Source organism: Streptomyces sudanensis, assembly GCF_023614315.1.
GTDB lineage: Bacteria > Actinomycetota > Actinomycetes > Streptomycetales > Streptomycetaceae > Streptomyces > Streptomyces sudanensis.
This window is the reverse complement of sequence record NZ_CP095474.1, coordinates 725,292-751,539: the sequence shown is the minus strand read 5'-3', so window position 1 is coordinate 751,539 and position 26,248 is coordinate 725,292. Positions and strand designations below refer to the sequence as shown.

Below are 26,248 nucleotides of genomic sequence, written 5' to 3'. Positions count from 1 at the left end.
ACNCNTCNNCCCAGCACAGGCATCACCGGCCGCGTCGTGGAGCTCTACCGCAGGGAGCTGCAGCTCGCCGGGCAGACGTTCCGTGCGAATGAGGTGGGGAGGGCCTGTTCGACAGTCAAAGCGTGGCTGTGGACACGTCTGCCTCCCGGGGAACCGGCAGATCGCGGTCGAGGAAGCCGCCCGCGGGTACCGGTCCTACGCCGCCCTCGTCCTGCCATGCCGGTTCCAGACCGCGGGTTACGCGCGCTACGTCGGGTCGGAGAACCCGAGCCGGCCGTTCGAGCACCTTCAGGCGGGCACCACGTGGAGAAAACCGCCGGTGCTGCTGGGCCGGTACTTCCTGGACCGGCCCAGCAGCGACTCGGAGGTGATGGCCGGGCAACTCGTCTACCTGCTGTCGCTCATCGAGGAGGGACAGGCCCAGATCCGGCTCGTGGAGAGCTCGATGGCCGACACCGTGGTCGAGCTGGCTCTGCCCGGCCAGACGGTCCTCGTCACCGAGGGCATCGGGCTCACCGTCTACCACGCGGACCCCTGTCAGGTTCAGCTTCACGGCTACGGCCTCGGCCTCATCGAGAAGACGGCCCTGTCGCCGAGGGAGAGCCGCACTTTGCTGATCAGGCCCGCGACCGGCACAGGGAGAAGGCCGAGGTCCTGCGCAAGGCCGTCACGGCGGCCTGACAAGCTCCGCCTCCCGCCCGACGCTTCAGGGGCGGGGCCCCGGGTGTAACAGCTCGGGCGGGAGGCGGACTCCACCCGCCGGCATGGCGGCGGGTACGAGGCCCCCTTTCCCGGCCATTTAGCCACCTCGCTCTCCCCGTGGGGTGGGCGGCCGGGAAGGGTTGCACACGGCCAACCGGCCGATGCACACCGCGAAGAAGGGAAACACCATGGCTCCTGCTGTCCTGACCCAGCCGACCGAGGAGAAGACCTCGGCAACGAGCGACCCGTTCGACCTGGACGTGGAGATCGTCTCCGAGATGGGCGCCGACCTGCTGCCGCAGGCGTGCGGCACCGGCGACGGGTGCGGGGCGACGTGCTCCTCGTCGTGCACGAGCGCCGTCTGACGTACGACCGTTGAGCGTGGGGCCGGGGGGCGTACTCCGCCGGCCCCACGCTCCCCATCCATGGAGATACGGACCGAGGTGGAGGGTTCGATGGGCAAGCACAGACGGGTCTACCAAAGCACGAACGCGGTGCTCTTGCGCGCCGCCGTGATACCGCTGACGGGACTTCCCTCGTGGTGGCCGGAGCCGCACGACACCGATGCGGCTCGCACGTGGATCAGCGAGGTATGGGCGCAACCAGCGTTCTCCGCGGCGATCCGGCAGGCGAGCAGTGCACTGGCCGCCAGACTCGACGCCGTCTGCGACGGGCAGCCGGTGCCGCCTCGGCAGATCCGGCGCGCCTACCTCTCCACCGCCGCGTATGTGCTGCGTGCCACTGGACGCCCGACACCGTTCGGGCTGTTCGCCGGTATCGCACCCGCACGAATCGGCAGCGAGCCACAGCTCCGTTGGGGCGACGCGCATCGCGCCGTGGTCCGCGCCGACACCGAGTGGCTGGAGGATATCGTCGGTTCCCTTGAGGCGGTCCCTGAACTGCGGGAGCGTCTGCGTGTCGTCGTCAGCTCCCTGGCCATGCCACGCGGCGGTCGCCTGCACGTCCAGCACGGCGGGCCCAACGGTGCAGCCGTTCGGCGCAGCACCGTCGTCCGCATGATCGAAGTGCACGCGGCTCGCCCGGTCGGCGTCCGCGCGCTGCTGGCCGTGCTCCGCCGCGCGTTCCCCGACGCCGACCCGGCGGGGGCGCACACGTTGATCGCTTCCCTGATCGCGCGGAAGGTCCTGGTGACGAACCTACGAGCGCCGATGACGGAGACCGACCCCCTCGGTCACCTGATCCGTGAACTCCGGGCCGTCGGCGCAGACGATCTGCCCGCGGTCGCCAGCATCCTCGACGGTCTGGTGGCGGTCCAGCAGATGGTATGGAAGCACAATGAAGCCCCCGCCGGCGCGCAGCGCGTACTGCGCGAGGTCGCGGTGCGGCGATGCCGGGACCTGTCCGCCGCGGCGCGCTGCCCGCTCGCCGTGGACCTGGTGCTCGATGCCGCCGTGCAGGTCCCCAACAGCGTCGTCCGACAGATGGAACGCGCCGCCGACGTGCTGCTGCGACTCACCCGGCAGCCGAACGGGCAGGGCGTCTGGCAGGACTACTACGCGGCCTTCTGGGAGCGGTACGGCAGCGGCACCCTCGTCCCGCTGAAGGACGTGGTGGACCCTGCGGCCGGGCTCGGCTATCCAGCGCTGTACCCCGGCAGCCGCAGGACGGCACCGAAGCCGTCGGCTTCGGAGCGGGACGCCCGGCTGCTGACCCTCGCCTGGGGTGCGGTGGCAGCGGGAGAGCGCGAGCTGATCCTCACCGACGAACTGATCGAGCACATCGCCGGGGAACCGGTCGGGAGCGGGGAGGCGCCGCCCTCCGTGGAGATGTGCGCCCGTATCCACGCCCGCGACCTCGCCGCCTTGGCTCGGAGCGAGTTCACGATCACGGTCACGCCAGCACGCAGCGCGGGAACACTCACCTCGCGGTTCACGGCGGCGGCCACCGGCTCGGGGCTGGAAGAGGTGTACCGGCGAATCCCCGCCAGCGTGCAGGGGGCGCTCACAGCACAGATGTCCTTCCCGGGCCTGTACGCCCACATCGAGAACGTCGCGCGCATCCCCGCCTACCTGCCCCGCGTCATCCCACTCGGGGAGCACCGGGCCGCCGACGGGAAGACCGAGGTCATCGACGTGGACGACCTGGCCGTCACCGTCGCGTCCGGTCGTCTGCACCTGGTCAGCCTCTCCCGGCGGCAGGTCATCGAACCGCAGGTCTTTCACGCGATGGCGCTGGACAAGCAACCGCCGATCCTGGCCCGGTTCCTCGCCCACCTGTCCCGCGCGTTCGGCCCGGCATGGACCGGCTTCGACTGGGGGCCGCACGCCGAGCGGCTGCCGTTCCTGCCGCGTGTGCGCTACGACAAGACCATCCTGGCGCCTGCCCGCTGGCACCTGTCCGCCGGCGACCTTCCCGGGCCGGAAGTGACCCCGGCGCAGTGGTCGGACGCTCTCGACTCATGGCGCACGACGTGGCAGTGCCAGGGCCCGGTGGAACTCCGCGACGACGACCGCGTACTGCGCCTCGCACTCGACGTGCCCGCCCACGCCGCGATCCTGCGCGAGCGCCTGGACCGTGAGGGGCGGGCGGTGCTGACCGAAGCACCTCCGGAGGACTGCTTCGGCTGGATCGGAAGCCGCGTTCACGAGGTGGCCGTACCGATGGTCAGTACCCGCCCGCCCGCGCCGAACCCCCTCACCGGGCACCTGCCCGTCCAACGCAACCGCACACTCGGCTCGCCCCCGGCCGCCCCGGACGCGGCCTGGGTGACGGTCCACCTCTACACCCACCCCGAATTGCACGATGAGCTGATCACCGAGCACATGGCGCCCTTCGCCTCCAGCCTCCCCGACCACCCCGACTGGTGGTACATCCGCTACCGCAGCCCCAACGAGCCCGATCACATTCGGCTGCGCATCCGGACGGCGAGCGCAGTGCAACGGCACACCTACACCGAAGCGATCGGCGCCTGGACGGCGAGGCTGCGCGACTCCGGGATGATCGGCGATGTGGTGTTCACCAGCTACACCCCCGAGACCGGCCGCTACGGCACCGGCGCCGCACTGGTGCGGGCCGAAACCGTGTTCGTCACCGACTCCCAGGTGGCGGCCACGCAACTCGCCTTACCGGCGGCCGGTGCAGGCGGCCAGGTCCTCACAGCCGTGGGCCTCATCGACATCGTCCGCGGCATGCTCGGGCCCAAGGACGGTCTGCGCTGGCTGGCCGGGCGGCCCATGGCGGCTGTCGCGGACCGCACGGTGACGGAACAGGTCATCCGGCTCGCCCGCGCGCAGGCACCGGCCGCGCGAGGTTGGAGCGGCACTCTCGCGGAAGCGTGGCACCGCCGCGGCGACGCCCTCGTCAGCTACCGCGACCACGTAGGCGACGGCATGGACCTCGACATGGTGCTGGAGTCGCTGCTGCACATGCACTACAACCGGATGCGGGGCATCAGCCGGGACGACGAGAAGACGTGCCGACGCGCCGCCCGGCAGGCCGCCGTCGCCTGCCTCGCGTGGACGGGGACCGACCGGTGACCCGTTCCCCACGCCCGCAGTCGCTGTACTTCGGTGCCGCCGGCGTCACCCTCCTCCACGCGGTCGGAGCGGCAGCGGGCGCGGGTAACGCCGACGCGATGCGACCGTGGGCCTCGGACATGCTCCGCAGCCCGATCGTGGCCGCCTCCCGGCACGGGATCGGCCTGTACGAGGGAGCCCCAGCCGTCGCCTACGTCCTGACCTTCGTCGACACCCCGGCCGCCGAAAGGCTTCTGACCACCCTGGACGACCACGTACGGCGCATCACCGCCGAGCGGCTGAACGCGGCCCACGACCGCATCACCCGCGGGCAGATCGCCAGCACCGCCGAGTTCGACCTGATCAGCGGCCTCACCGGACTGGGCGTCTACCACCTGCGCCGAGGCAACACCGCCGAGCTGAACGCCACACTCTCCTACCTCGTCCGTCTCACCGAGCCCGTCACGTCCGGCGGGCAGACGCTCCCCGGCTGGTGGGCCACCGGTAGCCCGGGGGCCATGTGGCCGGTCGAAGGGCACGGCAACTTCGGCCTCGCACATGGCATCGCCGGGCCACTCGCCCTGCTCGCCACGGCCGCACTGCGCGACCACACCGTGACCGGCCACAAGGACGCCATCACCCGGATCTGCCAGTGGCTGCACGACTGGAGGACCGGCACCGGCCCGACCGCGCGGTGGCCGGCATGGATCGACCCCCACGAGCAGCGGCGCGGCCACACCCCCCGCATCGGCCCCACACGGCCATCCTGGTGCTACGGCACCCCGGGCATCGCCCGCGCCCAACAGCTCGCCGGGCGCGCACTCGGCGACACCTCCCTCCAAGAGCACGCCGAACAGGCCCTCGCCGGATGCCTCCTGGACCCCGAGCAGACTTCCCTGCTCTCCGACACCTCGCTCTGCCACGGGTGGGCCGGCCTCATACAGGCAGCCCACCGTGCCGCCGACGACGAGAAGGAAGGACGGCTGCACGACCTGCTGCCCCGGCTGCACTCCGCCCTCACAGCCCACCTGGAACAGCACGGACCACCACCCGACCCCTCGCTCATGGAAGGCAGCGCGGGACTCGAGCTGATCCGGCTCACCGAGCGCGGACGTACTGACCCCGACTCCGACTCGCAGTGGGACCTCTGCCTGCTCCTGAGCGGCTGAGTCGCCGTACCCGCGACACCATTCAGCAAGGCCCAGCCCGCACCGTGCCTCGGGGCGGGCGCACCCTCGGAAGGACACCATGACCGACACCAGCAGCCCACAGGACCTCCGCGACCGCCTGGTCGACCGCATCGTGAAGGAGCGCATCGCCGGCCTGCACGACCCCCGCGTCGAGGCGGCGATGCGCACGGTGCCCCGGCACGAGTTCATCCCCCAGGCCCCCTTGGAGACGGCCTACGCCAACCAGGCCGTGACCATCAAGGACAACCCCGACCCCGACACACTGCCGCTGAGCTGTGTCTCCCAGCCCGACGTGGTGTTCTTCATGCTCGCCCAGCTCGACATCCAGCCGGGCCACGACATCCTCGAAGCGGGCGCGGGAACCGGCTACAACGCCGCCCTCATGCAGCTCCTCACCGGCCCGGACGGGAAGGTCACCACCCTCGACGTACACGAGGACGTCGTCGCCCACGCCCGGCAGCGCCTCACCGCCGCAGGGTTCGGCGACGTGCGGGTCCTGGCCCGGGACGCCGCCCTCGGAGCCCCGGAGTTCGCCCCGTACGACCGGATCATCGCCACCGTCGGCGTTTGGGACCTCCCGGCGACCTGGTGGGATCAGCTCCCTGTCGGCGGCCGACTCGTCCTCCCCCTGCGCTGGCGCGGCCTGACCCGCAGCGTCGCCTTCGTCCGGGAAGCCGACCGCCTCCGATCCGAATCCCTCGCTACCTGCGGCTTCCTCCCCATGATCGGGCAGGACGGCGAGCGCGAGGACTACGTCGACGAGCACCGTCTCGTGAAGCTGTACTGGGACGCCGACCAGCCCATCCAGCCCACCGACCTGCGCCACAACCTCACCGCGGACCGGGCGCACGTTGCGTGGATGGACGTGTCCGTCGCGCCGGACGAGCCGCTCGACGGGATCTGGCTGCGCCTGAGCGCGACCGACCCGGCGACCTGCCGTCTCACCGTCCGACCCGCGGCGTTCGCCGAGGGGACGGGTCTGCACCGGCCGGCGATCCCCGCCCTCACCCCGGCCCTCGCCGAGACGGACTCCCTCGCCTACCTGATCCTCGAACCGATCGACCAAGACGGCAGCAGGCGCTACCGCCTCGGCGCCGCGGGATACGGCCCCGACGCCCGGAACCTTGCCGAACGGCTGACCACCCGACTCCGAGCATGGGACACCGCTCGCAGCATCCAGCCGTCGATCACCGCCTACCCGGCAGGCACCCCCGACAGCCGGCTCGCACACGGCCACGTCATCGACAAGCCCTCCGTGCGCCTCGTCATCACCTACTGACCACCGGTCCTGTCGACCACCGGTCCCGCTGGCCAGCGGGACGGACGAAGCCCACGGCTCCGACCTGATCGGACGCCGTGGGCTTCCGTCGTCGCCGGTCGCCGGTCGCCGGTCGGCTTCGGCCGAGGCCGGACGGCCCGGGGGCGGCCCGACCCCCAGGCCGTTCCGCACCCCTGAAGACGGCTTGCCGACGTTCGGTTCGACCCGCTTGACCGGAACCCCGAGGGACCGCGAGTCGCGGCGGAACCCGACCAGCCGGTCCGGCCGTGGCGACCCGTCGGCCTCTTCCCGAGTCACGGGACAACGCAGGGGCGGTCACCAGGAGACCACAGCGGGCAGTACTCAGCCGATCCACGAAGCAAGGTTGTCGTGGACCGCTCACAACCGCTGCCGTCCGCCGTCGCTGATGCCAGGCGTGGATGTCAGACCGGCCAAGGCACGATGTTCACCGCCCGGTAATCGTACCCGTCCTGCTTGAAGCCGGGGGCCTCCCACTGGAGGTCCACTCGCTGTCCCGGCGACAACGTGCGGAAACCTTCCATCTGGATGTTGGAATAGTGCCCCCAACAACCGCCGGGTGTCTCCGGGGAGTCGAGCACGCCCCACCCTTCCTCGTCGTGCCACTCGCGGACAGTCGCAGTCACCATGCGGGGAACCCTACGGGTCCCTTCCGTGCCGGGGTATCGGGCACCCAGGTTTGGAATCACTGGTGGTTACGACTCCTTTGGGGCTGTGACCTGGTGGAACGACTGTCCTTGACGTAATGTCGCGCCCCTGCAAGGAAGCGCTGTCGACCGCTCTTCTCCACGCCACCTGGTGCGCTTGTGGCGCGACCACGGCGCGCACTACCACGACCGAGCCTTCCGATCCGGAGCCTATGCGGAGATCGGTCGGTGACGCTGGCGGAACGGGCCCAGCGCCCGCGAGCCCTTCGGCGTGCCGATGCGTCGTCGGTATGCGGCCGGCAGGCGGGACGGGTACTCCACGGCATGGCGTGGGACGTCGAGCGTGGCAACAGAGGTGACCAACGCGAAGCCACTGGTGGTTACGGACATGACCTTGTGGTGAGACCTGTCCCACCAGGGGCTTTACGTCTGTCCAGAGCCGGGGCCGCCCGGCCCGATCCACCCGGACCCACACCGATCAGCCCGCTTCGCGGAGATCATTTCACTGAGAAAACCTCAGTGCATGCTGAGAAACAAACGGATACTCCGTTGAGAAGCCCTGCTCACCCGAGTGAGAGTCAGCATCTGGTGAAGGCGTTGAGAGTGTCGGCTAGTCTCAGCGGCATGGCTGTGCGGAAGCGGATTGTCGTGCTGGCAACGCTACTGGGTGCGCTCTGCGGCTCGGCGGTGACGGTAGGCGCGACGTTGGTGATGAGCGAGGATGACGTGGTGTCGGTGGAGTCGCACACGACGGAGCCTCCTGTCCGTGAGGACTACATCCGACAGTGGGAGGCCGCGTTGGCAAGGTCAGGAAAGAAGCTTCCGGCCGACATCGACCAGATGACTGACCGGGAGATCTTTGAGGCGATGTGGTCGGAGTCGCGGAAGTACATCGTTCCTGAGAGGCCGCCGACAGTCCTGGTCGACTGATGGGAACCGGCGACGGGCCCCTTCCTGTGCGGGAGGGGCCCGTCGCTGCATTCTGTTTCAGAGTCAGACACCATTGGCGGTGTTGATCACCGCGGCCGCGTAGGTTCCATGTTCCGACGAGAACATGTCATCACTGACGCGTTGCTTGGTGTCCTTGTCGGCCTCGTGGTGGCTGGCGGCTCCGACGATGCGAGGATCGTTTTGAGGACCCCACACATAGGGCCCCCCGCTGGCTCCCTCACCCATGTCACAGTCGATCTTGATCCTGTCATCAAAGGGGTTCAAGAAGCTGGCGTCGGTGGTGTCGCCTGCGCAGTACATCAGGCGCTCCCCGTCGAGGTCGGTGCGCTGGTAGCCCTTAACCGGGTATCCCACCGCAACAGTATTTGCGTAGTCCGTCCCGTTCTCAGTGAACTGATAGCCGAACGCGAACCCGACCGCGTCCAGCAGGGTGCCGTGGTCTCGGTGCGGGTTGAGCACGAGGGTTGCCATGTCGGCTTCGAACTGGTCTCCGTCCTGGGTCCAAGCTGTCGGGGCGTAGTGGTGGGCGGCAGTCCACGACCCGAGGGGCTCAGCTCCATCCTGGTACCCCGGAACGTACAGGAAGTGTTTCATCCAGCCGGCGTCACCCGAGCCGTTACCAAGATGGACGCAGTGGCCGGCAGTCCAGATGGTGTTCTTGTTAGTTGAAGCAATCGACGCCGCAGTGCAGTGGTTAGGTTCCCCGTCAGGTGTGAAGAAGAACAGCTTGCCCACGGCATTGATAGTGGGGGCTGCTTGAGAGACAGGCACTGCTGCGGCTGTTGCGTTCGTCTGAGGCGCGGCGGCCTTCGCGTCGAAGCCCTGAGCAGGCGCTGATGCCATCAGTTCCTGCTGCGGAGCAGCGCTTCGGCCCTTGCGTGCGTGGTCCGGACGCGCTGCGGGCGCCTTTGCAGGATTACGGAGCGCTTCCTTCATGCGCGTAGGCGTCCACAAGGCACGTATCTGCTCGTCGGTCAGCTGGCTCTTGCTAACGTCGACGGTGGCGGCGGTACGCTCCGCAACCGTTGGTCTGGCCGTGGCCGTGGCCGTAGTGGGGATCAAGATGGCGAGTACGGACGCCGTTGCAGTTGCTGCGGCGAGGCGGAGAAGATGCACAGGTATCCTTTCGCCGGGGTCGTTGAGATCTTCGAATCGCATCGAATCACAGCCCCTTGGCATGTGCACCGCGCTTTCAGGCCTGCTCGCACTGGCGGGGATTGCCCTCTTGCCCCATTCGCCTGCCTGTACTGCAGCGGAGTCGCGATCGCAGTCTCTTCGGTCGCGGGCGGCGTGGCGGCTTCGGCGGGCGCGGACTTGGTGGGTGCGGCGCCAAATCGACTGAGTGAGGGTTTCTCAGCGAAATGATCTCCGCGAAGCGGGCTGATCGGTGTGGGTCCGGGTGGATCGGGCGGGGCGGCCCCGGCTCTGGACAGACGTAAAGCCCCTGGTGGGACAGGTCTCACCACAAGATCATGTCTGTAACCACCAGAGGCTTCACGTTGGTCACCTCTGTTGCCACGCTCGATGTCCCACGCCATGCCGTGGAGTACTTGTCCCGCCTGCCGGCCGCACACCGACGACGCATCGGCACGCCGAAGGGCTCGCGGGCGCTGGGCCCGTTCCGCCAGGCCGTACCGGTCCTGCGCTGGTTCCGCGAGCGCGGGTGCGTGCACTGCCTGGCCCGCGACGCCGGAATCTCCCAGGCCACCGGCTACCGCTACCTGCACGAAGGCATCGACATCCTCTCCGAGAAGGCCCCGGACCTGTACGAAGTCCTCTCCCGCTGCCGAGGTGAGGGCATGACACACGTGATCCTCGACGGCACACTGATCGAGTCCGACCGCCTCGCCGGCCTCCGGGACAACGGCAACGACCTGTGGTTCAGCCAGAAGCACAAGGCGTTCGGCGGCAACATCCAATTCCTGTCCGCTCCGGACGGCACCCCCCTGTAAGTCTCCGACGTCGAGCCCGGCAGCGTCACCGACATCACCGCCGCCCGCCTGCACGCCCTGCCCGCCCTTCACAAGGCCGCCACCGAGGGCCTTCCGACCCTGGCGGACAAGGGCTACATCGGCGCGGGCATCGGCATCCGCATCCCGGTCCGCCGCCCAAAGGGCCAGTCCGAACAGGCACTCCACGCCGACACCCGCATGCCCAACATGCCACTGCGGCATGTCCGGGCCCCGGGCGAGCGCACCACCGCCGAACTCAAGCAGCGATGGCGCATCCTGCAGCACGTCACGCTCAGCCCCCACCGGACCGGCGACATCGCCCGAGCAGCCCTCATTCCCAACGGAATCCGGAAGTGAACACCGATGAGAAAACCTCAGTGGGTGATCACCTGGTCCACGAATTTCGAAAAGAAACGGTGGCGTTGCCGAGGGAGTGAGCCGTACCGGAAGTGGTCCACGGCTGCCGACTCGCGTGCAGTGGGGGTGACCTGGCCTCCACTCGGTCAGGTCGTTCTTTTCGGGCCTTCCTGTCGGAGTGTGCCGAGGGAATCCATGTGGACGATCATCGGACCGTGAACACGGACTACTGGGTGGCGCTCGCGGACTCCGAGCGCGAGCAGTGGGGGTTCGTCCCCCGCCGGACGATCGGGCCCCTGTGCTTCGGCATGGACCGGCACGATGCGGTTGCCGCCATGGCGGAGCACGGCTTCACCGCCGAGCAGAACGAGATCGAGCGCTGGAACTGGGACCGCTCCCAGTGGCGCGTCCAGTTCCACCGGGCCGAAGCGGACAGATGGAAGCGACCGGCCGTGAAGTGCTATTTCGTCGAAGGCGTGGGGTTGACCTGCGCCCTTGTCGACGGGCTGCGCGGCCCGCAAGTCACGTACGGGGGGATCCGTTTGATCGGCCGTGTGCCGTCCGAACTCTCGCGAGAGATGGAGGCGTACGCCGTCGAGCACAACGCGGGGGTCAGGTTCAGCCCCGAGGGAGACATGTTCGTCGACGGCTTCGAGATCGAGCCGGGCACGCAGCGGGCCGGCGACGGTGTCGTCACCTGGGCCCTGTTCTTCCGTACCGGCGGTATCGCGGGCACCTCGTGGGACATCGCACCGGAAGAAGTCCGGCACCACTGGTAGAGCACTCGGTGAGGGAGGTTGCCGTACCAGGCCGGCGGAGTCCCGACGATGGTTCACGGGGCCGAGCGTCCGTCCGCTGCCCGTCTCGTCGGTGCGGTACGGACGCGCCGGACCTCCCGGAGACGCGTCTGTGGCCGCCCCCGAGGGGACGGCCACAGGGTCTGCGCAGCCGTATGCGCGGTTTTCTGCTTGCCGAGGTCGATCCTGCGCGAAAGCGCCTACGGTCAGCCGAGCCGGGAGCGCTTTAGGTGGTGCGGGTGTCGGTCAGCTTCGGCGGGCAAGGTCGAGGAACGTCGTCCAGGTGCCCGGTGTGACGGTGAGGGTGCCTTGTCCGGTGTTCTTGGAGTCGCGGACGTGTATGGCGGAGGGGGCAGGGGCGATCTCGACACAATCGCCCCCCGCGCCTCCGCTGTGGGTGCTTTTGATCCAGTGGAGCTGTGGGACCTCGGACCGCGGGGTGTTCATGGGTCTCCTCCTCGCAGCGACTGCTCGATCAAGCGGTGGGACGTGGCGGGCGATCACCAGACCGGTGACACGTCGGGTGGTGCGGGTGTCGGTCAGCTTCGGCGGGCGAGGTCGAGGAACGTCGTCCAGGCGCCCGGTGTGACGGTGAGGGTGCCTTGTCCGGTGTCCTTGGAGTCGCGGACGTGGATGGCGGAGGGGGCAGGGGCGATCTCGACGCAATCACCGCCTTCGCCTCCGCTGTGGGTGCTCTTGATCCAGTGGAGCTGTGGGATCTCGGACCGCTCGGTGTTCATGGGTCTCCTTCTCACAACAACTTCTCGATCAGGTTCTGGGACTTGGCAGGCGGCAACGCCTGTGCCCGGATGATTCCATACCGAGCGGCGATACCCCGGACGGTTTCCCGACAAGTGAGCACGCGACCGCTTCCCTGACTCTCCACGTAAGCCACTTGCTCCCCGCCCTCCGGCACCATGAGGGTGAAGGGGCCGTCCACGCAGGCGTGATCGGTCACCTGGGTCGGCATCACCTGGATCTCCACGTTGGGGTTCTGCCCGGCCAGCAGCAGGTGCTCCAGTTGCCCCCGAAGGACGTCCACCCCACCGATGGGCCGTTGAAGGACCGCTTCCTCAAGGACGAAGCTGAGCACGGGCGCCGGCTTGCGATCGAAGAGCCTGTGCCGTTCGAGTCGGGCCGAGACCATCTGCTCGATCTCGGTTTCGCTCCTCCGCGGGCGCCAGACGGTGAACATGGTCCTGGCGTACTCCTCGGTCTGGAGCATGCCGGGCACGATCAGCGGGGCGTACTGGTGGAACTCGACCGCCGTCTCCTCGATGCGGGCCGCGTCGCGGAAGAACGCCGGGTATCGGGTCAGTGCCACGGGCCGCTTCATGGCGAGCAGCATGCCCTCGGCTTCCAGCAGGTGGTCGAGCCTGTCGATGGTGTCGGGCCGTGGGACGCGCCGCCCCTGCTCGATGGCCGCGATCTGTGCCTCGCTGTATCCGAGGAGTTCCCCCAGGGCGGCCTGGGTGTGTCCGGCGCGCTGCCGAAGGATCTTGATCTGCCGGCCGAACGACCGCAGTAACTCGTCGGCCGGGTCCTGTCCCCGTTGCCCGCCGACCTGCTCCGGAACCTGTGTCATCGCTCTCCCCTCGCACCTGGCTCACCGCCGCCCCCCGACAAGGCACCCACGGCAGGCGCACGGCCACCGTGTGTAAGGGCGTCGTCGCTGGTGACGGTACGCGCGCCGGACCAGGCTCGTGGCCATGACGACGGAAACCCACCCTTCCGGGGAGACCCGCCGACCTCCGTGTCCGGTGCGGGAGTTCTGCATGTCGTTCACGTCGACACCGCGTGGTGCCCGACTGGCTCGCAGACTCGCCTCCCATCGCCTCGACGCCTGGGGCCACCCGCACGATTCCGACACGAACGCCACGGTGACCCTGATCGTCGCCGAACTCGCCGCGAACGCGGTGACGCACGGCCGCGTGCCCGGCCAGGACTTCAGGCTCCGCCTGTCGCTGGACCCGGCCGCAGGGCTCGTACGCGTGGAGGTCACCGACACGCGGAACGACCGCGTGCCGCCGGTGCCGCCCCTGGCACCGCCCGAGCCGGACGCGGAGTCGGGCCGTGGCCTGTGGCTGGTGTCGGCGCTGGCGAGCCGCTGGGCGGTGGTGCCCCGCGAGGGCGGGGGACCGGGCAAGACGGCGTACGCGGAGGTCGACGTCTGAGGCGCGAGGGGGGGAGGGAGCCTCAGGTCTGCGGGGGATCGCCGCGGTGCGCGGACGTTCGTCTGCCGTCTGCCGTCTGCCGTCTGCCGTCTGCCGTCCGCCGTCCGCCTCCTGCCGTCCGCACCGTCACGCGGCCGAGCACCCGGGAACCACGGGGCGATACAGTGCGCGCCGTGGACATACCCGATTGGCTCCTCTGGATCGTTGTCGGTCTGACCGTCTTGCAGGTTTTCGCCCTCGTTCCCGGCATCCGACGAGTGCGCAGGGCCGACCCGTCGGCACGTCCCGGGGCGTTCCTCGACCTGCTCGACAGAGTCGGCTCCCTGCTGTTCTTCTGCGGCCTGATGCTGAGCCTCACAAGGGCGGGGTCCTGGTTCTGGTTCGCCCTCTTCGGTCTCGGACTCTCCATCGCCGCCCACGCGGTGAAGGGCGTCCACTGGCTCCGCGCCCGCCGCCGCCCCATGGTCTGACCCGAACCGACGGGCTCCGGGCGCCCGGTGGGCTGTAGTCCTCGGGCCTCGGGGCCTTGGAAGGGCCTGTCGGTACAGGTCCTTGTCCTACGGGATGCCCTCGTGGGGTACGGGGTCCTACCGTGAGGGGTGTGAGTGTTCAGCCCGAAATCACCCAGTGGGATCTGCGCAACCGGTCCCGGGAGGTCATGGACGCCGTGCGGGGCGGCCAGTCGTTCACCGTCATCCGTGACGGACGTCCGATCGGACAGCTCGTGCCTCTGCGGTGCCGCCGCCGGTTCGTCTCCCGTCAGGAGTTCGCCGCGATGTCCGGGACCGTGCCCGACATCGGCCTCGACGCGTTCCGCGCCGACCAGGACGCCATGACCTACGCCCGACCCGGCGCCGCGTACGGTCGCTGACCGCTCGACGTGGGCGCGACGTCTCCTCGACACCGGCATCAGGGGCGTGCGCCGGTGGTTGGTCCTTGGGGAACGGCCGGCCGAAACGGCGCTCGCCGTCGTCACACCGACCGAGCCCGTCCGTCGGCCGCACGAGGCCCGCCCCGCCGCCCCCGCGGGCGTCCCCGTGCCGCCGACCCCTTCCGGGTGGGCCCGTCAGGGGCAGGTGGTGCCGTCCTCGGGGACCTCGCCCCGGAGGAGGTAGTCGTCGACGGTCCGGGTCACGCACGCCGACGTGCCGTACGCGCCGTGCCCCTCGCCCTTGTTGGTGACCAGCACGCCGACGCCCTCGCCCAGGCCGTCGGCCATCCTGCGGGCGCCCTCGTACGGGGTCGCCGGGTCGCCCGTCGTGCCGACGACCAGGATCGGCCCGGCGCCCGGCGCGGACACGTCCCGGTCCGCCGGTTCGCCCTTCACCGGCCAGTTCGCGCACCAGCCCGCCGTGTCCCAGGCGAGGAACTCCCCGAACACGGGGGAGAGGCGCCGGAACTCGGGCAGCAGCTCCCTCGCCCGGGCCGCCGTGGGCCGCTGGTCGGTGTCGGCGCAGGAGATCGCCCGCTGGGAGTGGCTGTCCGTGCCGTAGCGGCCGTCCGCGTCGCGGTTGTTGTACATGTCGGCGAGGCGCAGCAGCGCGTCGCCCCGGCCGTCCTCCGCCTCCCGCAGCGCCTCCGTCAGCAGCGGCCAGCCGCTCTCCGCGTACAGCGGGGTGACGATGCCGGTGAGGGCCAGGCCCTCCGTCAGCTTCCGGCCGCTCCTCGTCTCCAGCGGCCGTTCGTCGAGCCGCTCCAGCAGGCGCGCCACCCGTGCCGTGCCCTCCGCGGGGTCCTCGCCGGTGGATGCGAAGTAGTTGTCCAGCGCCCGCTGGAAGCCCGTCGTCTGGTGGCGGGCGTGCCCCTCGCTGTCGGCGGTCGGGTCGACCACCGCGTCCAGCACCGTCCGGCCCGTGCGTCCCGGGAACAGGTGCGCGTACGCCGCGCCCAGTTGCGTGCCGTACGAGATGCCGAAGTAGTGCAGCTCGGGGTCCCCGAGGACGTGGCGGACGACGTCCAGGTCGCGGGCCGTGTTGCCGGTGGTCACGTGGGGGATGAGTTTGCCGGAGCGGCGGGCGCAGCCGGCCCCGAAGTCGGAGCCGTCCTTCAGGTAGGCGGCCTCCTCGGCCGGGGTGTCCGGTGTCGGGTCGATCCGCGCCTCGGCACGCGCCTGCTCCTCGTCGGACCGGCACACCACCGCCGAACTGCCGCCGACGCCGCGCGGGTCGAAGCCGACCAGGTCGTACCGGGTGTTCAGCGCCTCGTAGTCGGGCGCGAAGCCCGGCAGCATCTCCACGCCCGACGCGCCGGGGCCGCCGAAGTTGAACAGCAGGGAGCCGATCCGCTTCGACCGGTCGCGGGCCTCCTTGCGGATCAGCGCCACCGGCAGGGTCTCGCCGTCCGGCTTGCGGTAGTCCAGCGGCACCCGTACCGTCGCGCACCGCCACTCCGGCCCCGGCTCCCGCTCGCCGTCGGGGGCTCCGCACGGCTCCCACCGGGGTTTCTGGCCGGTCAGCGTGGCCGGCAGCGCCGGCATGCCCGGGCTGCTCCCGGGCCGGTCCGCGGCGCTGTTCGCAGAGCTCGCCGACGGGCCGCCGTCCGGGGCCGCGTCCCCGCCCCGGCAGCCCGCGGTCACGCCGGCCGCCAGGGCCGCCGCGAGCACCGCCGCCGCGGCCCGCACCCGCTTGCGCTCGATCACGTGTCCCCCCAAGCTCCCCCGGGCGCGCCGGGCCTCCCGCCGTCGAACAGCCATCGTAGGCGCTTCGTCCCCCGCGCCCCGGTGGGCGGCGTCACGGGCAGACGGTCCCCGGCTCGGGGACCTTCCCGTCGAGCAGGTAGCCGTCCACCACCCGCCGCACGCAGGCGTCGCCGCCGTTGTACGCGCCGTGCCCCTCGCCCCGGTACGTCACCCGCACGCCGACGCCCTCGCCCAGCGCCGACGCCATGGCCGCGGCGCCCTCGTAGGGCGTGGCCGGGTCGCCCGTCGTCCCGACGACGAGGATCGGCGGCGCGCCGGGGGCGCTCACGTCCGGGCGGTCCGACCGGCCCGGGACGGGCCACTGGCTGCACCCCAGCATCCCCCAGGCGAGGAGTTCGCCGAACACGGGCGACGCCTCGCGGAACCGGGGCAGCCTCGCCCTCACCTGCTCCGCGGTGAACCGCTGCCTGGTGTCGACGCAGTTGATCGCCGCGTTCGCCGCCTGGAGGTTGTCGTAGTCGCCGTTCTCGTCCCGGCCGTTCAGCGAGTCGGACAGGGCCAGCAGCAGCGCGCCGTCCCCGCCGTCCGCCTCGTCGAGGCCCTGCTCCAGGTACTTCCAGTACTCCCTGGAGTACAGCGCCTGCGCGATGCCGTTGGCGGCGTGCGTCTGGGTCAGCGCGCGGTCGCCGATGCCCCGGACGGGGCGCTCGTCGAGCCGCTCCAGCAGGCCGGTGACGAACCGCTCGATCTCCTGCGGGGTGCCGCCGGGCAGCGCGCAGGCGTCGCCCCGCCGCACGCAGTCGGCGGCGAAGTTCCGAAAGGCGAGCTGGAACCCCTTCGCCTGGCCGAGCGCCCCCTCCTCGGCGGTCGCGCCCGGGTCGACGACCGCGTCGAAGACGGCCCGGCCCACCCGGCGCGGGAACAGGTGCGCGTACACCCCGCCGAGCTCCGTGCCGTACGAGAAGCCGAAGTAGTGCAGCCGGTCGTCGCCGAGGACCCGCCGCATCAGGTCCATGTCGCGGGCCGCGTTCTCCGTGCCGACGTGCGGCAGCACCTCGCCCGACCTCTCCTCGCACGCCTGCGCGTACTCCTTCAGCGCGTTCTGGTACGCCCTCTCCTCGGCGGCGTCGTCGGGGGTCGCGTCCCGGGCGAAGAACGCGTCCAGCGCGCGGGGCTCCAGGCACTTCACGCCGCTGCTCAGGCCCACTCCGCGCGGGTCGAAGCCGACCAGGTCGTAACGGCGGCGCAGCGTCTCGTACTCGGGGGTGAACGACGGCAGGGCGGTGACCCCGGAGACGCCCGGGCCGCCGAAGTCGAAGAGCAGCGAACCGATCCGCCGCGACCGGTCGCGGGCCCCGGCGCGGATCAGGGCCAGTTCGATCGTCTCGCCCCCGGGGTCGGCGTGGTCGAGCGGGGCGTCCATGAAGGCGCACTCCCACCGGGTGCCGTCCGGGAGCGGGCTCGGCGGCACCTCACCGCCCTCCGTCGCGGAGGGCGCGCACGGCTTCCACGACAGCTTCTGCGCGGCCAGCTTCCGCATCGCCTCCCCGCCGGCGTCCTCCCCTCCGTCCCGGCCGCCGTCGCCGCCGCACCCCGCGGCGGCGGCGAGGAGGGCCGCGGCGGCGAGGACGGCGGTGCGCCGGCGGGCGGTCGTCCGCCGGGCGGTCGTCCTCCGGGCGGGGCGGGTGGTCGGCATGGGTCCATCGTCGGCGCCCCGCCGTCCCCCCGCCCGCGACGGGCGCCCATGCGGGTGGCCCGCCGCGGGCGGGCGCCGGGACGCGGGCCGCGCCTACAGGGGTACGACGGTGATCTCGGTCGCCTTCACGCTCAGCCACACCCCGGAGCCCTCCGCGAGGCCCAGGTCCGCCGCCGCGGCCGGGGTCACCTCCGCGACCACGTCGGACGGCGCGCCCGGGGCGCCCGCCACCAGGACCCGCAGCCGCGCGCCGTGCGCGGTCAGCTCCCGCACGGTGCCCCGCCACACGTTGCGGGGGCTCCCCGAGGGGCGGGCGCGGTGCAGCGACACCGCCTCGGGCGCCACCACGGCGAGGGCGGCCGAGCCGTCGGCGGGCGCCGGGTCGGCGGCCGTGACCAGCCGGGCGCCGTCCGCCGTGTCCAGGCCGCCGCCGCACACGGTGCCCGGCCAGGCGTTGCGGCCGAGCATCCGCGCCACCCACGGGGAGCGCGGGTGCCGCGCCACCTCGGCGGGCTCCGCGTACTGCACGGGGCGCCCCTCCTCCAGGACGAGGACGCGGTCGGCGAGCGACACGGCCTCCACCGGGTCGTGCGTGACGATCAGGCACACGCCGGGGAACCCGGCCAGGTGCCGCCGCAGGGCGTGCCGCACCCGCGCGCGGGCCGTCTGGTCCAGGGCGGCCAGCGGCTCGTCGAGCAGCAGGAGCCGGGGCCGCGCGGCCAGGGCCCGGGCGAGCGCCACCCGCTGGGCCTGCCCGCCGGACAGCTCGCCCGGCCTGCGGTGCGCCAGGTGGCCCACCCCGAGCCGCTCCAGCCACTCCCGGGCCTCCCGGCGGGCGCGGCGGCGCGGCACGCCCCGGACGCGCGGCCCGTACGCGGTGTTGGCCAGCGCCGTCAGGTGCGGGAACAGCGCCCCGTCCTGCGGCACCCACGCGATGCCGCGCCGGTGCGGCGGCAGGCCGGCCAGCTCCGGCCCGCCGAGGCGCAGGGTGGTGGCGGTCGCGCGCGGGGTCAGGCCCAGCAGGGCGCGCAGCAGGGTGCTCTTGCCGGCGCCGTTCGGCCCGACGACGGCGACCGTCGTCCCGGCGGGCACGTCCAGGCGGACGGCGGTGGCCCCGCCCACCCCGGCCGACAGCGGCCACGCCGCCCCCGCCGGGTGCCCGCCCGCCGGTTCGCCGGGGGGCCGGCCGGTGCCGTCCCGCTCCTGCTCCCGCTCCTCTACCGGGGCGGGTGCCGGGCGCGGGGCCCGCCGCACCGCGGCGGGGCCCAGCCAGCGCCCGCGCAGCGCGACCAGGACCGCCGCGGCCGCGACGAGCAGCAGCAGCGACACGGCGACGGCGCCGTCCGGGTCGTTCTGGAGGAGCAGGTACACCTGGAGCGGCAGCGTCTGCGTCGTGCCCGGCAGGTTCCCCGCGAAGGTGATCGTCGCCCCGAACTCGCCCAGCGCCCGGGCCCAGCACAGCGCCGCCCCCGCCACCAGGCCCGGCCCGACCATCGGCACGGTCACCGTGAGGAACACCCGCGAGGGCGAGGCGCCCAGCGACGCGGCCGTCTCCTCGTGGCGCGGGTGCAGCCCCGCCAGCGCCCCCTCCAGGCTGATCACCAGGAACGGCATCGCCACGAACGCCGCCGCCACCACCGCGCCCGCCGTCGAGAACGGCAGCGACACCCCGAACCGGTCCGCGAGGACCCCGCCCAGCAGCCCGCGCCGCCCGAACCCCTGGAGCAGGGCCACGCCCGCCACCGTGGGCGGCAGCACCATCGGCAGCATCACCAGCACCCGCACCAGCGCCTTGCCGGGGAAGTCGACCCGGGCCAGCACCCACGCCAGCGGCACGCCGAGCAGCAGCGACAGTCCCAGCGCCCACGCCGACACCGCCAGCGACAGCCCGAGCGCCTCCCGTACGGCGGGCGCGGTCAGCCGCTGCCCCAGGGTGCGCCACGGGGCGTGCGCCAGCACCCCGGCGAGCGGCAGCAGCAGGAACACCACCGCGGCCAGCGCGGGCACCGCGAACGGGACGGGGGTCCGCCGGGCGCGGATCACGGCACCTCGAAACCGGCCGCCGTCAGCAGCGCCCGTGCGCGCGGCGACCGCAGCCACGCCACGAAGTCGCGCGCCGCGCCGGCGTCGCGCGCGGAGCCGAGGACCGCGGCCGGGTAGGAGGCCACGGCGTTGTGCGCGTCCGGTACGGCGACCGCGTCGACCTCGTCGCGGGCGGCGGTCGCGTCGGTGACGTACACCAGTCCGGCGTCCGCCTCGCCCAGCCGGACCTTGCCCAGGACGGCGCGGACGCTCGGCTCCCGGGAGACGGGCCGCACCTCCACCCCGGCCCCGTCGAGGACTTGCCGGCTGTAGCGGCCGGCCGGCACCTCGGGAGCGGCCAGCACCACCTTCACCCCGGGCCGCGACAGGTCCTTCAGGCCGGTGATCCGCTTCGGGTTCCCCTCGGCGGTGACGACGGCGAGCCGGTTGCGGGCGACGACGACGGGCTCGCCGACCGCGCCGCCCAGGCCGTCCATGGTCGGGGCGTCGGCGGTGACCAGGACGTCGGCCGGTACGCCCTGGCGCACCTGGGAGGCCAGCTCCTGCGATCCGGCGAAGGAGAACACCACGTCGGTACCGGGGTGCTCCTCCTCGTAGGCGGCGCCCGCGTCCTCCAGGACGTCGGTGAGGGACGCGGCGGCCAGCACGGTCAGCCTGCCGCCCGGCTCCGCCGGGGCGCCGGCGCCGGCGCAGGCCGCCAGCGGCAGCAGGGCGGCGGCCAGCAGGGCGGCGACGGCGCGGCGCGCGGCACGGCGCACGGGGACCTCCGGACGGTCGGCGGGTACGGGTACGGGCGCGCGGGCGCCGCGCGGGCGGTCAGGCACGGTCGATGTGGACGTTGGTCGACTTCACCCGCGCCACCGCCTCGACGCCCACCTCCAGGCCCAGCTCCTCCACGGCCTCGCGGGTCAGCAGCGACACCAGCCGGTGCGGGCCGGCCTGGATCTCCACCTGGGCGGCCACGTCGCCGAGCCGCACGGCGGTGACGATGCCGGGGAACGCGTTGCGCGCGCTGGTGTAGGGCGGCGCCTCGGCTCCCTCGCCGGACCGCGCGGCCAGCTCGACGGCGAACGCCGCCAGGTCGCGGCCGTCGACCAGCCGCCGTCCGCCCTCGTCCCGGCGCGTGGGGAGCCGCCCGGCATCGGCCCAGCGGCGCACGGTGTCGGCGCTCACGCCCAGGAGGCGTGCCGCCTGCTGCGAGGTGTAGGAACGCATGCGCGGCAATCTAGGCGCGGTGGAGCGGCATCCGCAAGCGGTGTCGGCGTTTCACCCTCGCGGCTGCGACCCTGGTCGTCCGGCTCCGCCGGGCGTGCGGGCCGGTCCGGGGGCGCGGGCCGGGGCGCGCGGACCTGCCGGGTGCGCGGCAGGGGAGGGCGTACGGGCCGGTCGGGCGGGTACGGCCCCGGCCGCGTACCGGGTGTACCGGGTGTACCGGGTGTATGGGGCGCGCGGGGGAGGGCGTACGGCCCCGCCCGGGTACCGCCCCGCCCGGGTACCGGCCCCGCCCGCCGACCGGACCCGTCGGCCGGGCGCGGTCCCTACAGGGCGTCCTTGCGCGTGAGGTGGTTGAACGACACCCAGCCCGGCAGCACCGGCAGCCACAGCGTCAGCAGCCGGTACAGCAGCACCGCGGGCGCCGCGACCTCCTTCGGCACCCCGGCCAGCACCAGGCCGGCCAGCAGGGCGCCCTCGACCGCGCCGACGCCGCCCGGCGTGGGCGCCGCCGACCCGAGCGCGTTGCCCGCCAGGAACACCACAGCGAGGCTCGCGTACGACAGGGGCTGCTCGCCGCCGGCGAACGCCCGGACCGACGCGTCGAGGCAGAGCACGAACGTCGCCGTCAGCAGCAGCATCCCGCCGATGCCGGTCAGGAGCTTGCCGGGCCGCTGGAGGACGTCCAGCATGCGCGGCACCACCCCGGCGAACAGCGACCGCAGCCGCGTCGACACGAACTTCCGCAGCGCCGGGACCGCCGTCACCACCATCAGCAGCACCGCGAGGGTCAGCAGCCCCGCGATGACCGTCCGGGACGGGGTGAGGTCGCCCTGCGAGCGCTGGGTTCCGGTCAGGTAGCCGAACGCCAGCAGCAGCAGGACGTGCGCGCCCAGCCCGAAGAGCTGCGACGCCCCGACGCTCGCCACCGCCAGGCCCGGCCGCACCCCGGCCCGCTGGAGGAACCGCGTGTTGAGCGCGACCCCGCCGACCGCGGCGGGCGCGACGATCTTGACGAAGGACCCGGCGACCTGCGCCACCACCGTCCGCGGGAACGACACCCGCTCCGGTACGAAGCCCAGCAGGCTCATCGCCGCCGCCACGTAGCTGAGCGCCGAGCAGGCGAGGGCCACCGCGACCCAGGCCCAGTCCGCGTCGCTGATCGTCGACAGCGGGATGCTGGCGATCTGCGACAGCAGGAAGTACGCGGCGACGGCGCCCGCGATGAGGCTGATCAGCGTGCGCGGCCTGATCCGCTCCAGCCGCACCGGCTCCACCGGGGCCTGCGGCCTGATCCGCAGCACCTGGCGGCGGATCTGCGCCAGCAGGTCCTCCTCGCGCGCCCCGTGTAGGGCGTCCTCCAGGGCCCGCTTCTCGGCCTGCTTCTCCGCCCGGACCGCCCTGCGCCCCGTCCTGGGGTCCGTCTCGCCGGCCTCGGCGGACGCCTCCAGCCGGGCCCGCTTCGCGGCCTCCGACGCCTGCAGCACCGCCTCCCGCTCCCGCTGCGACCGCTCGCGGGCCAGCCTGCGCAGCGTCGCGCGGCTGGACCGGCTGAGCGCGATCGGCTGGAGCAGCGGCAGGCAGCCGGCGACCTTGTCGGGGCCGAGGACCTCCACGGCCGCCGCGACCGCCCGCTCCGCGCCGACCCGCAGGCCGAGCGTGGTGAGCAGCTGCGCGATGTCCATCCGCAGCACCAGGTCGCGTGCGGCGATCTCGCCGCCGCGCAGGTCGGTGATCACCACGTTGCCGGAGTGGTCCACCAGCAGGGCGTCGCCCGTCAGCCTGCGGTGCGCGATGCGCCGCGACTGCAGCGCCCGGACCTGCCGCCAGCAGCCGCGCACCACCTCGTCGGTGATCTCCTCGTCGGCCAGCGCGTCGAGGGAGCGGCCGCCGCGGTGCTCGTACACCAGCATCACGGCGTCCGGGCCGAGTTCGGAGGTGGCGATCAGCTTCGGCGCGTTCGCCCCGGCGGCGATCGCCGCGTACGCCAGGAGCGCCTCCTGCTCCAGGGCCTGCCGCAGCGACTGCAGGGAGCTGCGCGTGGTGATGCCGCGCAGCGTCATCCGGCGCCACACCCGGTAGAAGAACCCCTGCGCCTGCTGCTCCCGGTCGACCACCGTCACGTCCAGGAGCGGGCCGTCCTCCAGGGTGACCAGGTAGCGGCGGCCCCGGTCGCCCTGCTCGGCGGAGTCCGGCAGGCCCTCCGCGCGCATCGCGGACACCGGGCGGAACCCGACGTGCCGCAGGCCCGCCAGGAGCGTCTGGCCGGTGGGGCGGACGTTCGGGGAGCCGACCGCGTAGAGCGCGCCGTACGCGACCGTCCAGCCGATCAGGATCGTCAGGGCGATCGACAGGGGGGTGGTGTAGCCCGCCACCAGCATGGTGAACGCGTCGAGCAGCACCACCACCCACAGGACGATCCGCCAGCGCGGGCGCCGGGCCATGCCGACCGCCGACATGTACGCGATGACCGGCGCCAGGTAGCCGTGCACCGGGTCCGTGAGCACGCCGCCGCCCTGCGGCTGCGTCAGCGCGTCCCGGATCGTCGCGGGCGCCGGCCCCGCCACCCACAGGTCCGTCGCGAGGGTCAGCCCGTGCGCGAGCACGGCCGCCAGCACGCCGTCCGCGAGGCGCAGCCCGTCCCTCTTGACCAGCCGCTCGATCGCGAACGCCACGGGCACGAGCAGCACGGCGATGCTGGAGACGAGCCCGGCCACCTTGACGAACACGTCCGGGGCCTGGCCGGTGCCCTTGCTGATGTCCTGTTCGAGCCCCGAGGTGGTGCCGCTGGCGAAGGCCGCGATCCCGATGACGACGGTGATCGCGAGGACGCCGACGAGGAGGCGCAGCAGGTCCGAGGGGCGGTGCACGCGCGCGGCGAGCAGCGGCTCGTCGCCGGAGAGGTCGCCGTGCTGCTCGGCGGGGGCGCCGGGCGGGCCGGGCCCGTCGTCCCCGCCGCGCTCCGGCCCGCCGCGTTCCGGCCCGCCGCGCGAGGCGGTGTCCGGGCACGGCCCGGCACCGGAAGCACTCGCCACGTCGGGAGGCCGCACGTCCCGTTCCCTCGCCTTCTCTCCGTCTTCACGATCTCGTCTCACCTGTCACCGCCCGGAAGATGGTGGCACGGCCGGGGGGCGGGGAGGGGCATCAGGGTGCGATGCCCGCGTTGTCGTACCCGTGGTGCAGGATGGTGCCGATGACTGCCGACGAGCGCCCCGACCGGCTTCCGGAGTACGCGGAACGCGTCCTGGAGGTCGTCGAACTCATCCCGCCCGGCCGGGTGCTGACCTACGGGGACGTCGCCGAATGGCTCGGCGAGGGCGGCCCCCGCCAGGTCGGCAGGGTCATGGCGCTGTACGGCGGGGCCGTGCCGTGGTGGCGCGTGGTGCGCGCCGACGGCCGGCCGCTGCCCGGGCACGAGCGGCGCGCGCTCGGGTACTACCGCGCGGAGGCCACCCCGCTCCGGGAGGCCGCGCCGGGGCGCGGCGCCCCGGCCCCCGCACCCCGCCTCGACATGGGCCGGGCCCGCTGGGACGGCACCGGCGGCGGCGCGGACGGCACCGGGCGTGCGATGGCTCACAACTGACAGCTTCCGCCATACGGCGGAGCCGCGCCCCTTCTCCACCTCTTTGTANCCCCGGCACGACCCCCCAGGACCGGCGATCCACGTGAGTTCCCCTTCCACCACCCGGCGCGCACCGCACCAGGACCCGGCACGACCGGGGCCCCCGGGCGCGTACCGGCTGGTGCGCACCCCGCCGGACCCGGTGGCCCCTCCTCTCCTGGACGCGGCGCAGCGGGCGGTGGTTGACCACGCGGACGGACCGCTCCTGGTCCTCGCGGGACCCGGCACCGGCAAGACGACGACGCTGGTCGAGGCGGTGGCGGCGCGCGTGGAGCGGGGCGCCGACCCCGAGCGGATCCTCGTCCTCACCTTCAGCCGCAAGGCCGCCGTCGAACTGCGCGACCGCATGGCCGCCCGGCTGCCCGGCGTGCGCGCCCCGCAGGCGACGACGTTCCACTCGTACTGCTACGCCCTGGTCCGCGCCCACCAGGACGCCGACCTGTTCGCCGAGCCGCTGCGCCTGCTGTCCGGCCCCGAGCAGGACGTCGCCGTACGCGAACTGCTCGCCGGGCAGCTGGACCTGGAGCGGGACGGGCTGGCCCGCGTCCACTGGCCCGACGAGCTGCGGGCCTGCCTGACCACGCGCGGCTTCGCCGACGAGGTGCGCGCCGTGCTGGCCCGCTCCCGGGAGCTGGGCCTCGGTCCGCGGGCGCTCGCCGCGTTCGCCGCGCGCACGGGGCGGCGCGACTGGTCGGCGGCGGCCGGGTTCCTCGCCGAGTACCTGGACGTCCTCGACCTCCAGGGCGTCCTCGACTACGCGGAGCTGGTGCACCGCGCGGTGCTCCTCGCCGAGCGCGTGACGCTCCCCGCGTACGACGCGGTGTTCGTCGACGAGTACCAGGACACCGACCCGGCGCAGGTGCGGCTGCTCCAGGCCATCGCGGGGCGGGGCAGGACCCTGTACGCGTTCGGCGACCCCGACCAGTCGATCTACGCGTTCCGGGGCGCGGACGTCAACGGCGTCCTCGACTTCCCGCACGCGTTCCGGCGCGCGGACGGCGGCCCCGCGCCGGTCGCCGTCCTGCGGACCGCGCGGCGCAACGCCCCGGCGGTCCTGGCCGCGACCCGGCTGCTCGCGGCCAGGATGCCGCTGCCGCGCCTGCCCGCCGCCACGGTGCGGGCCCACCGCGACCTGGCGCCGGTCCGCGAGGGCGGGCGGGTCGAGGCGTACACCTTCCCGACCGCGTCCGCGGAGCTGGACAACATCGCGGACGTCCTGCGCCGCGCGCACCTGGAGGACGGGGTGCCGTGGAGCGACATGGCCGTCCTGGTGCGCGCCGGCGCCCGCTCCCTGCCGTCCCTGCGCCGCGCCCTGACCTCGGCGGGCGTGCCGCTGGAGGTGGACGGCGCGGACGTGGCGCTGCGCCACGAACCGGCGGTAGCCCCGCTCCTCACCGCCCTGCGCGCCACGGCCGCGGCGGCCCTGCGCCCCCCGGGGGCCGCGGGGGCTCCGGAGGCNCGCAGGGCNNNGNNCAGTGCTCNNNCNNTAGTGAC

The 26,248-nt window shown here is 72.8% G+C and carries 23 protein-coding genes and 1 pseudogene; 13 read left to right on the top strand and 11 right to left on the bottom strand.

Features of this window, described 5'->3' with window-relative positions; all coding sequences use genetic code 11:
- The first annotated feature begins 88 nt into the window (after positions 1-88).
- The 5 genes from MW084_RS03285 (at position 89) to fxlM (ending at position 6,647) form a co-directional block, all read left to right on the top strand.
- Complete coding sequence (locus MW084_RS03285; protein WP_255114506.1) at positions 89-730, top strand: Scr1 family TA system antitoxin-like transcriptional regulator; 642 nt, start codon at positions 89-91, stop codon at positions 728-730.
- Between the two features lie 160 nt (positions 731-890).
- Positions 891-1,067: an FxLD family lanthipeptide gene (locus tag MW084_RS03280; RefSeq protein ID WP_010473471.1), complete on the top strand. Its 177-nt coding sequence runs from the start codon at positions 891-893 to the stop codon at positions 1,065-1,067.
- Between the two features lie 60 nt (positions 1,068-1,127).
- Positions 1,128-4,199, top strand: a complete 3,072-nt coding sequence (locus MW084_RS03275) for a lantibiotic dehydratase (RefSeq protein ID WP_275563464.1) — start codon at positions 1,128-1,130, stop codon at positions 4,197-4,199.
- Complete coding sequence (locus MW084_RS03270) at positions 4,196-5,347, top strand: lanthionine synthetase C family protein (protein ID WP_255114504.1); 1,152 nt, start codon at positions 4,196-4,198, stop codon at positions 5,345-5,347. Before MW084_RS03275 ends, MW084_RS03270 begins: the two co-directional genes overlap by 4 nt.
- Positions 5,348-5,426: 79 nt before the next feature.
- A complete protein-coding gene (gene fxlM, locus MW084_RS03265; RefSeq protein ID WP_010473477.1) occupies positions 5,427-6,647 on the top strand; it encodes a methyltransferase, FxLD system in 1,221 nt (406 codons plus the stop codon).
- 422 nt (positions 6,648-7,069) lie between these two features.
- Here the strand turns inward: fxlM and MW084_RS03260 are convergent, their stop codons facing one another.
- The gene (locus MW084_RS03260; protein ID WP_010473478.1) at positions 7,070-7,294 is read right to left on the bottom strand and encodes a cold-shock protein; all 225 of its coding nucleotides are present in this window, start codon (positions 7,292-7,294) and stop codon (positions 7,070-7,072) included.
- 642 nt (positions 7,295-7,936) lie between these two features.
- Here MW084_RS03260 and MW084_RS03255 point away from each other — a divergent pair.
- Entirely contained in the window at positions 7,937-8,242 is a 306-nt protein-coding gene (locus MW084_RS03255) for a hypothetical protein (protein WP_158684353.1), read from the top strand.
- Between the two features lie 63 nt (positions 8,243-8,305).
- Here MW084_RS03255 and MW084_RS03250 read toward each other — a convergent pair whose 3' ends face one another.
- Entirely contained in the window at positions 8,306-9,421 is a 1,116-nt protein-coding gene (locus MW084_RS03250; RefSeq protein WP_158684354.1) for a hypothetical protein, read from the bottom strand.
- A gap of 341 nt (positions 9,422-9,762) precedes the next feature.
- Between MW084_RS03250 and MW084_RS03245 the strand changes: the two are divergent.
- Positions 9,763-10,572, top strand: a pseudogene (locus tag MW084_RS03245) (transposase family protein).
- 215 nt (positions 10,573-10,787) lie between these two features.
- A complete protein-coding gene (locus MW084_RS03240; RefSeq protein WP_275563463.1) occupies positions 10,788-11,351 on the top strand; it encodes a hypothetical protein in 564 nt (187 codons plus the stop codon).
- Between the two features lie 264 nt (positions 11,352-11,615).
- Here the strand turns inward: MW084_RS03240 and MW084_RS03235 are convergent, their stop codons facing one another.
- From MW084_RS03235 to MW084_RS03225, 3 genes are all read right to left on the bottom strand, one after another.
- Entirely contained in the window at positions 11,616-11,816 is a 201-nt protein-coding gene (locus MW084_RS03235) for a DUF397 domain-containing protein (RefSeq protein WP_010473495.1), read from the bottom strand.
- A 92-nt stretch (positions 11,817-11,908) separates the two neighbouring features.
- Positions 11,909-12,109: a DUF397 domain-containing protein gene (locus tag MW084_RS03230; protein ID WP_010469079.1), complete on the bottom strand. Its 201-nt coding sequence runs from the start codon at positions 12,107-12,109 to the stop codon at positions 11,909-11,911.
- Positions 12,110-12,120: 11 nt separating this feature from the next.
- A complete protein-coding gene (locus tag MW084_RS03225; RefSeq protein ID WP_010469080.1) occupies positions 12,121-12,954 on the bottom strand; it encodes a helix-turn-helix domain-containing protein in 834 nt (277 codons plus the stop codon).
- A gap of 190 nt (positions 12,955-13,144) precedes the next feature.
- On the opposite strand from MW084_RS03225, the gene MW084_RS03220 reads away from it, so the two are divergent.
- The 3 genes from MW084_RS03220 to MW084_RS03210 all read left to right on the top strand — a co-directional run bounded on the left by MW084_RS03220 (position 13,145) and on the right by MW084_RS03210 (position 14,414).
- Positions 13,145-13,543 carry an ATP-binding protein gene (locus tag MW084_RS03220; protein WP_338057681.1) on the top strand — a complete coding sequence of 133 codons (399 nt, stop codon included), beginning with the start codon at positions 13,145-13,147 and terminating at the stop codon, positions 13,541-13,543.
- Positions 13,544-13,716: 173 nt separating this feature from the next.
- Positions 13,717-14,013 (top strand): hypothetical protein, encoded by a 297-nt coding sequence (locus MW084_RS03215; RefSeq protein WP_010469082.1) that lies wholly within the window; start codon positions 13,717-13,719, stop codon positions 14,011-14,013.
- Positions 14,014-14,144: 131 nt separating this feature from the next.
- Positions 14,145-14,414 carry a type II toxin-antitoxin system Phd/YefM family antitoxin gene (locus tag MW084_RS03210; protein ID WP_050986728.1) on the top strand — a complete coding sequence of 90 codons (270 nt, stop codon included), beginning with the start codon at positions 14,145-14,147 and terminating at the stop codon, positions 14,412-14,414.
- Positions 14,415-14,609: 195 nt separating this feature from the next.
- Here MW084_RS03210 and MW084_RS03205 read toward each other — a convergent pair whose 3' ends face one another.
- The 6 genes from MW084_RS03205 to MW084_RS03180 all read right to left on the bottom strand — a co-directional run bounded on the left by MW084_RS03205 (position 14,610) and on the right by MW084_RS03180 (position 24,182).
- Positions 14,610-16,163 carry an alpha/beta hydrolase gene (locus MW084_RS03205; RefSeq protein WP_029553336.1) on the bottom strand — a complete coding sequence of 518 codons (1,554 nt, stop codon included), beginning with the start codon at positions 16,161-16,163 and terminating at the stop codon, positions 14,610-14,612.
- 109 nt (positions 16,164-16,272) lie between these two features.
- A complete protein-coding gene (locus tag MW084_RS03200; protein ID WP_010469087.1) occupies positions 16,273-17,877 on the bottom strand; it encodes an alpha/beta hydrolase in 1,605 nt (534 codons plus the stop codon).
- 93 nt (positions 17,878-17,970) lie between these two features.
- The gene (locus tag MW084_RS03195; RefSeq protein WP_010469089.1) at positions 17,971-19,920 is read right to left on the bottom strand and encodes an ABC transporter permease; all 1,950 of its coding nucleotides are present in this window, start codon (positions 19,918-19,920) and stop codon (positions 17,971-17,973) included.
- Positions 19,917-20,678, bottom strand: coding sequence for a molybdate ABC transporter substrate-binding protein (modA, locus tag MW084_RS03190; protein WP_010469090.1), 762 nt, complete (start codon positions 20,676-20,678; stop codon positions 19,917-19,919). The genes MW084_RS03195 and modA overlap by 4 nt, the downstream gene beginning before the upstream one ends.
- Positions 20,679-20,736: 58 nt before the next feature.
- Positions 20,737-21,135 (bottom strand): TOBE domain-containing protein, encoded by a 399-nt coding sequence (locus MW084_RS03185; protein WP_010469091.1) that lies wholly within the window; start codon positions 21,133-21,135, stop codon positions 20,737-20,739.
- A gap of 323 nt (positions 21,136-21,458) precedes the next feature.
- Positions 21,459-24,182, bottom strand: coding sequence for a lysylphosphatidylglycerol synthase domain-containing protein (locus tag MW084_RS03180; protein ID WP_010469092.1), 2,724 nt, complete (start codon positions 24,180-24,182; stop codon positions 21,459-21,461).
- A 143-nt stretch (positions 24,183-24,325) separates the two neighbouring features.
- Here MW084_RS03180 and MW084_RS03175 point away from each other — a divergent pair, with 143 nt between their 5' ends.
- Entirely contained in the window at positions 24,326-24,715 is a 390-nt protein-coding gene (locus MW084_RS03175; protein WP_010469093.1) for an MGMT family protein, read from the top strand.
- A 160-nt stretch (positions 24,716-24,875) separates the two neighbouring features.
- A partial coding sequence (locus MW084_RS03170) for an ATP-dependent helicase (RefSeq protein ID WP_420833756.1) occupies positions 24,876-26,212 on the top strand: 1,337 nt, incomplete at its 3' end.
- Positions 26,213-26,248 lie beyond the last annotated feature (36 nt).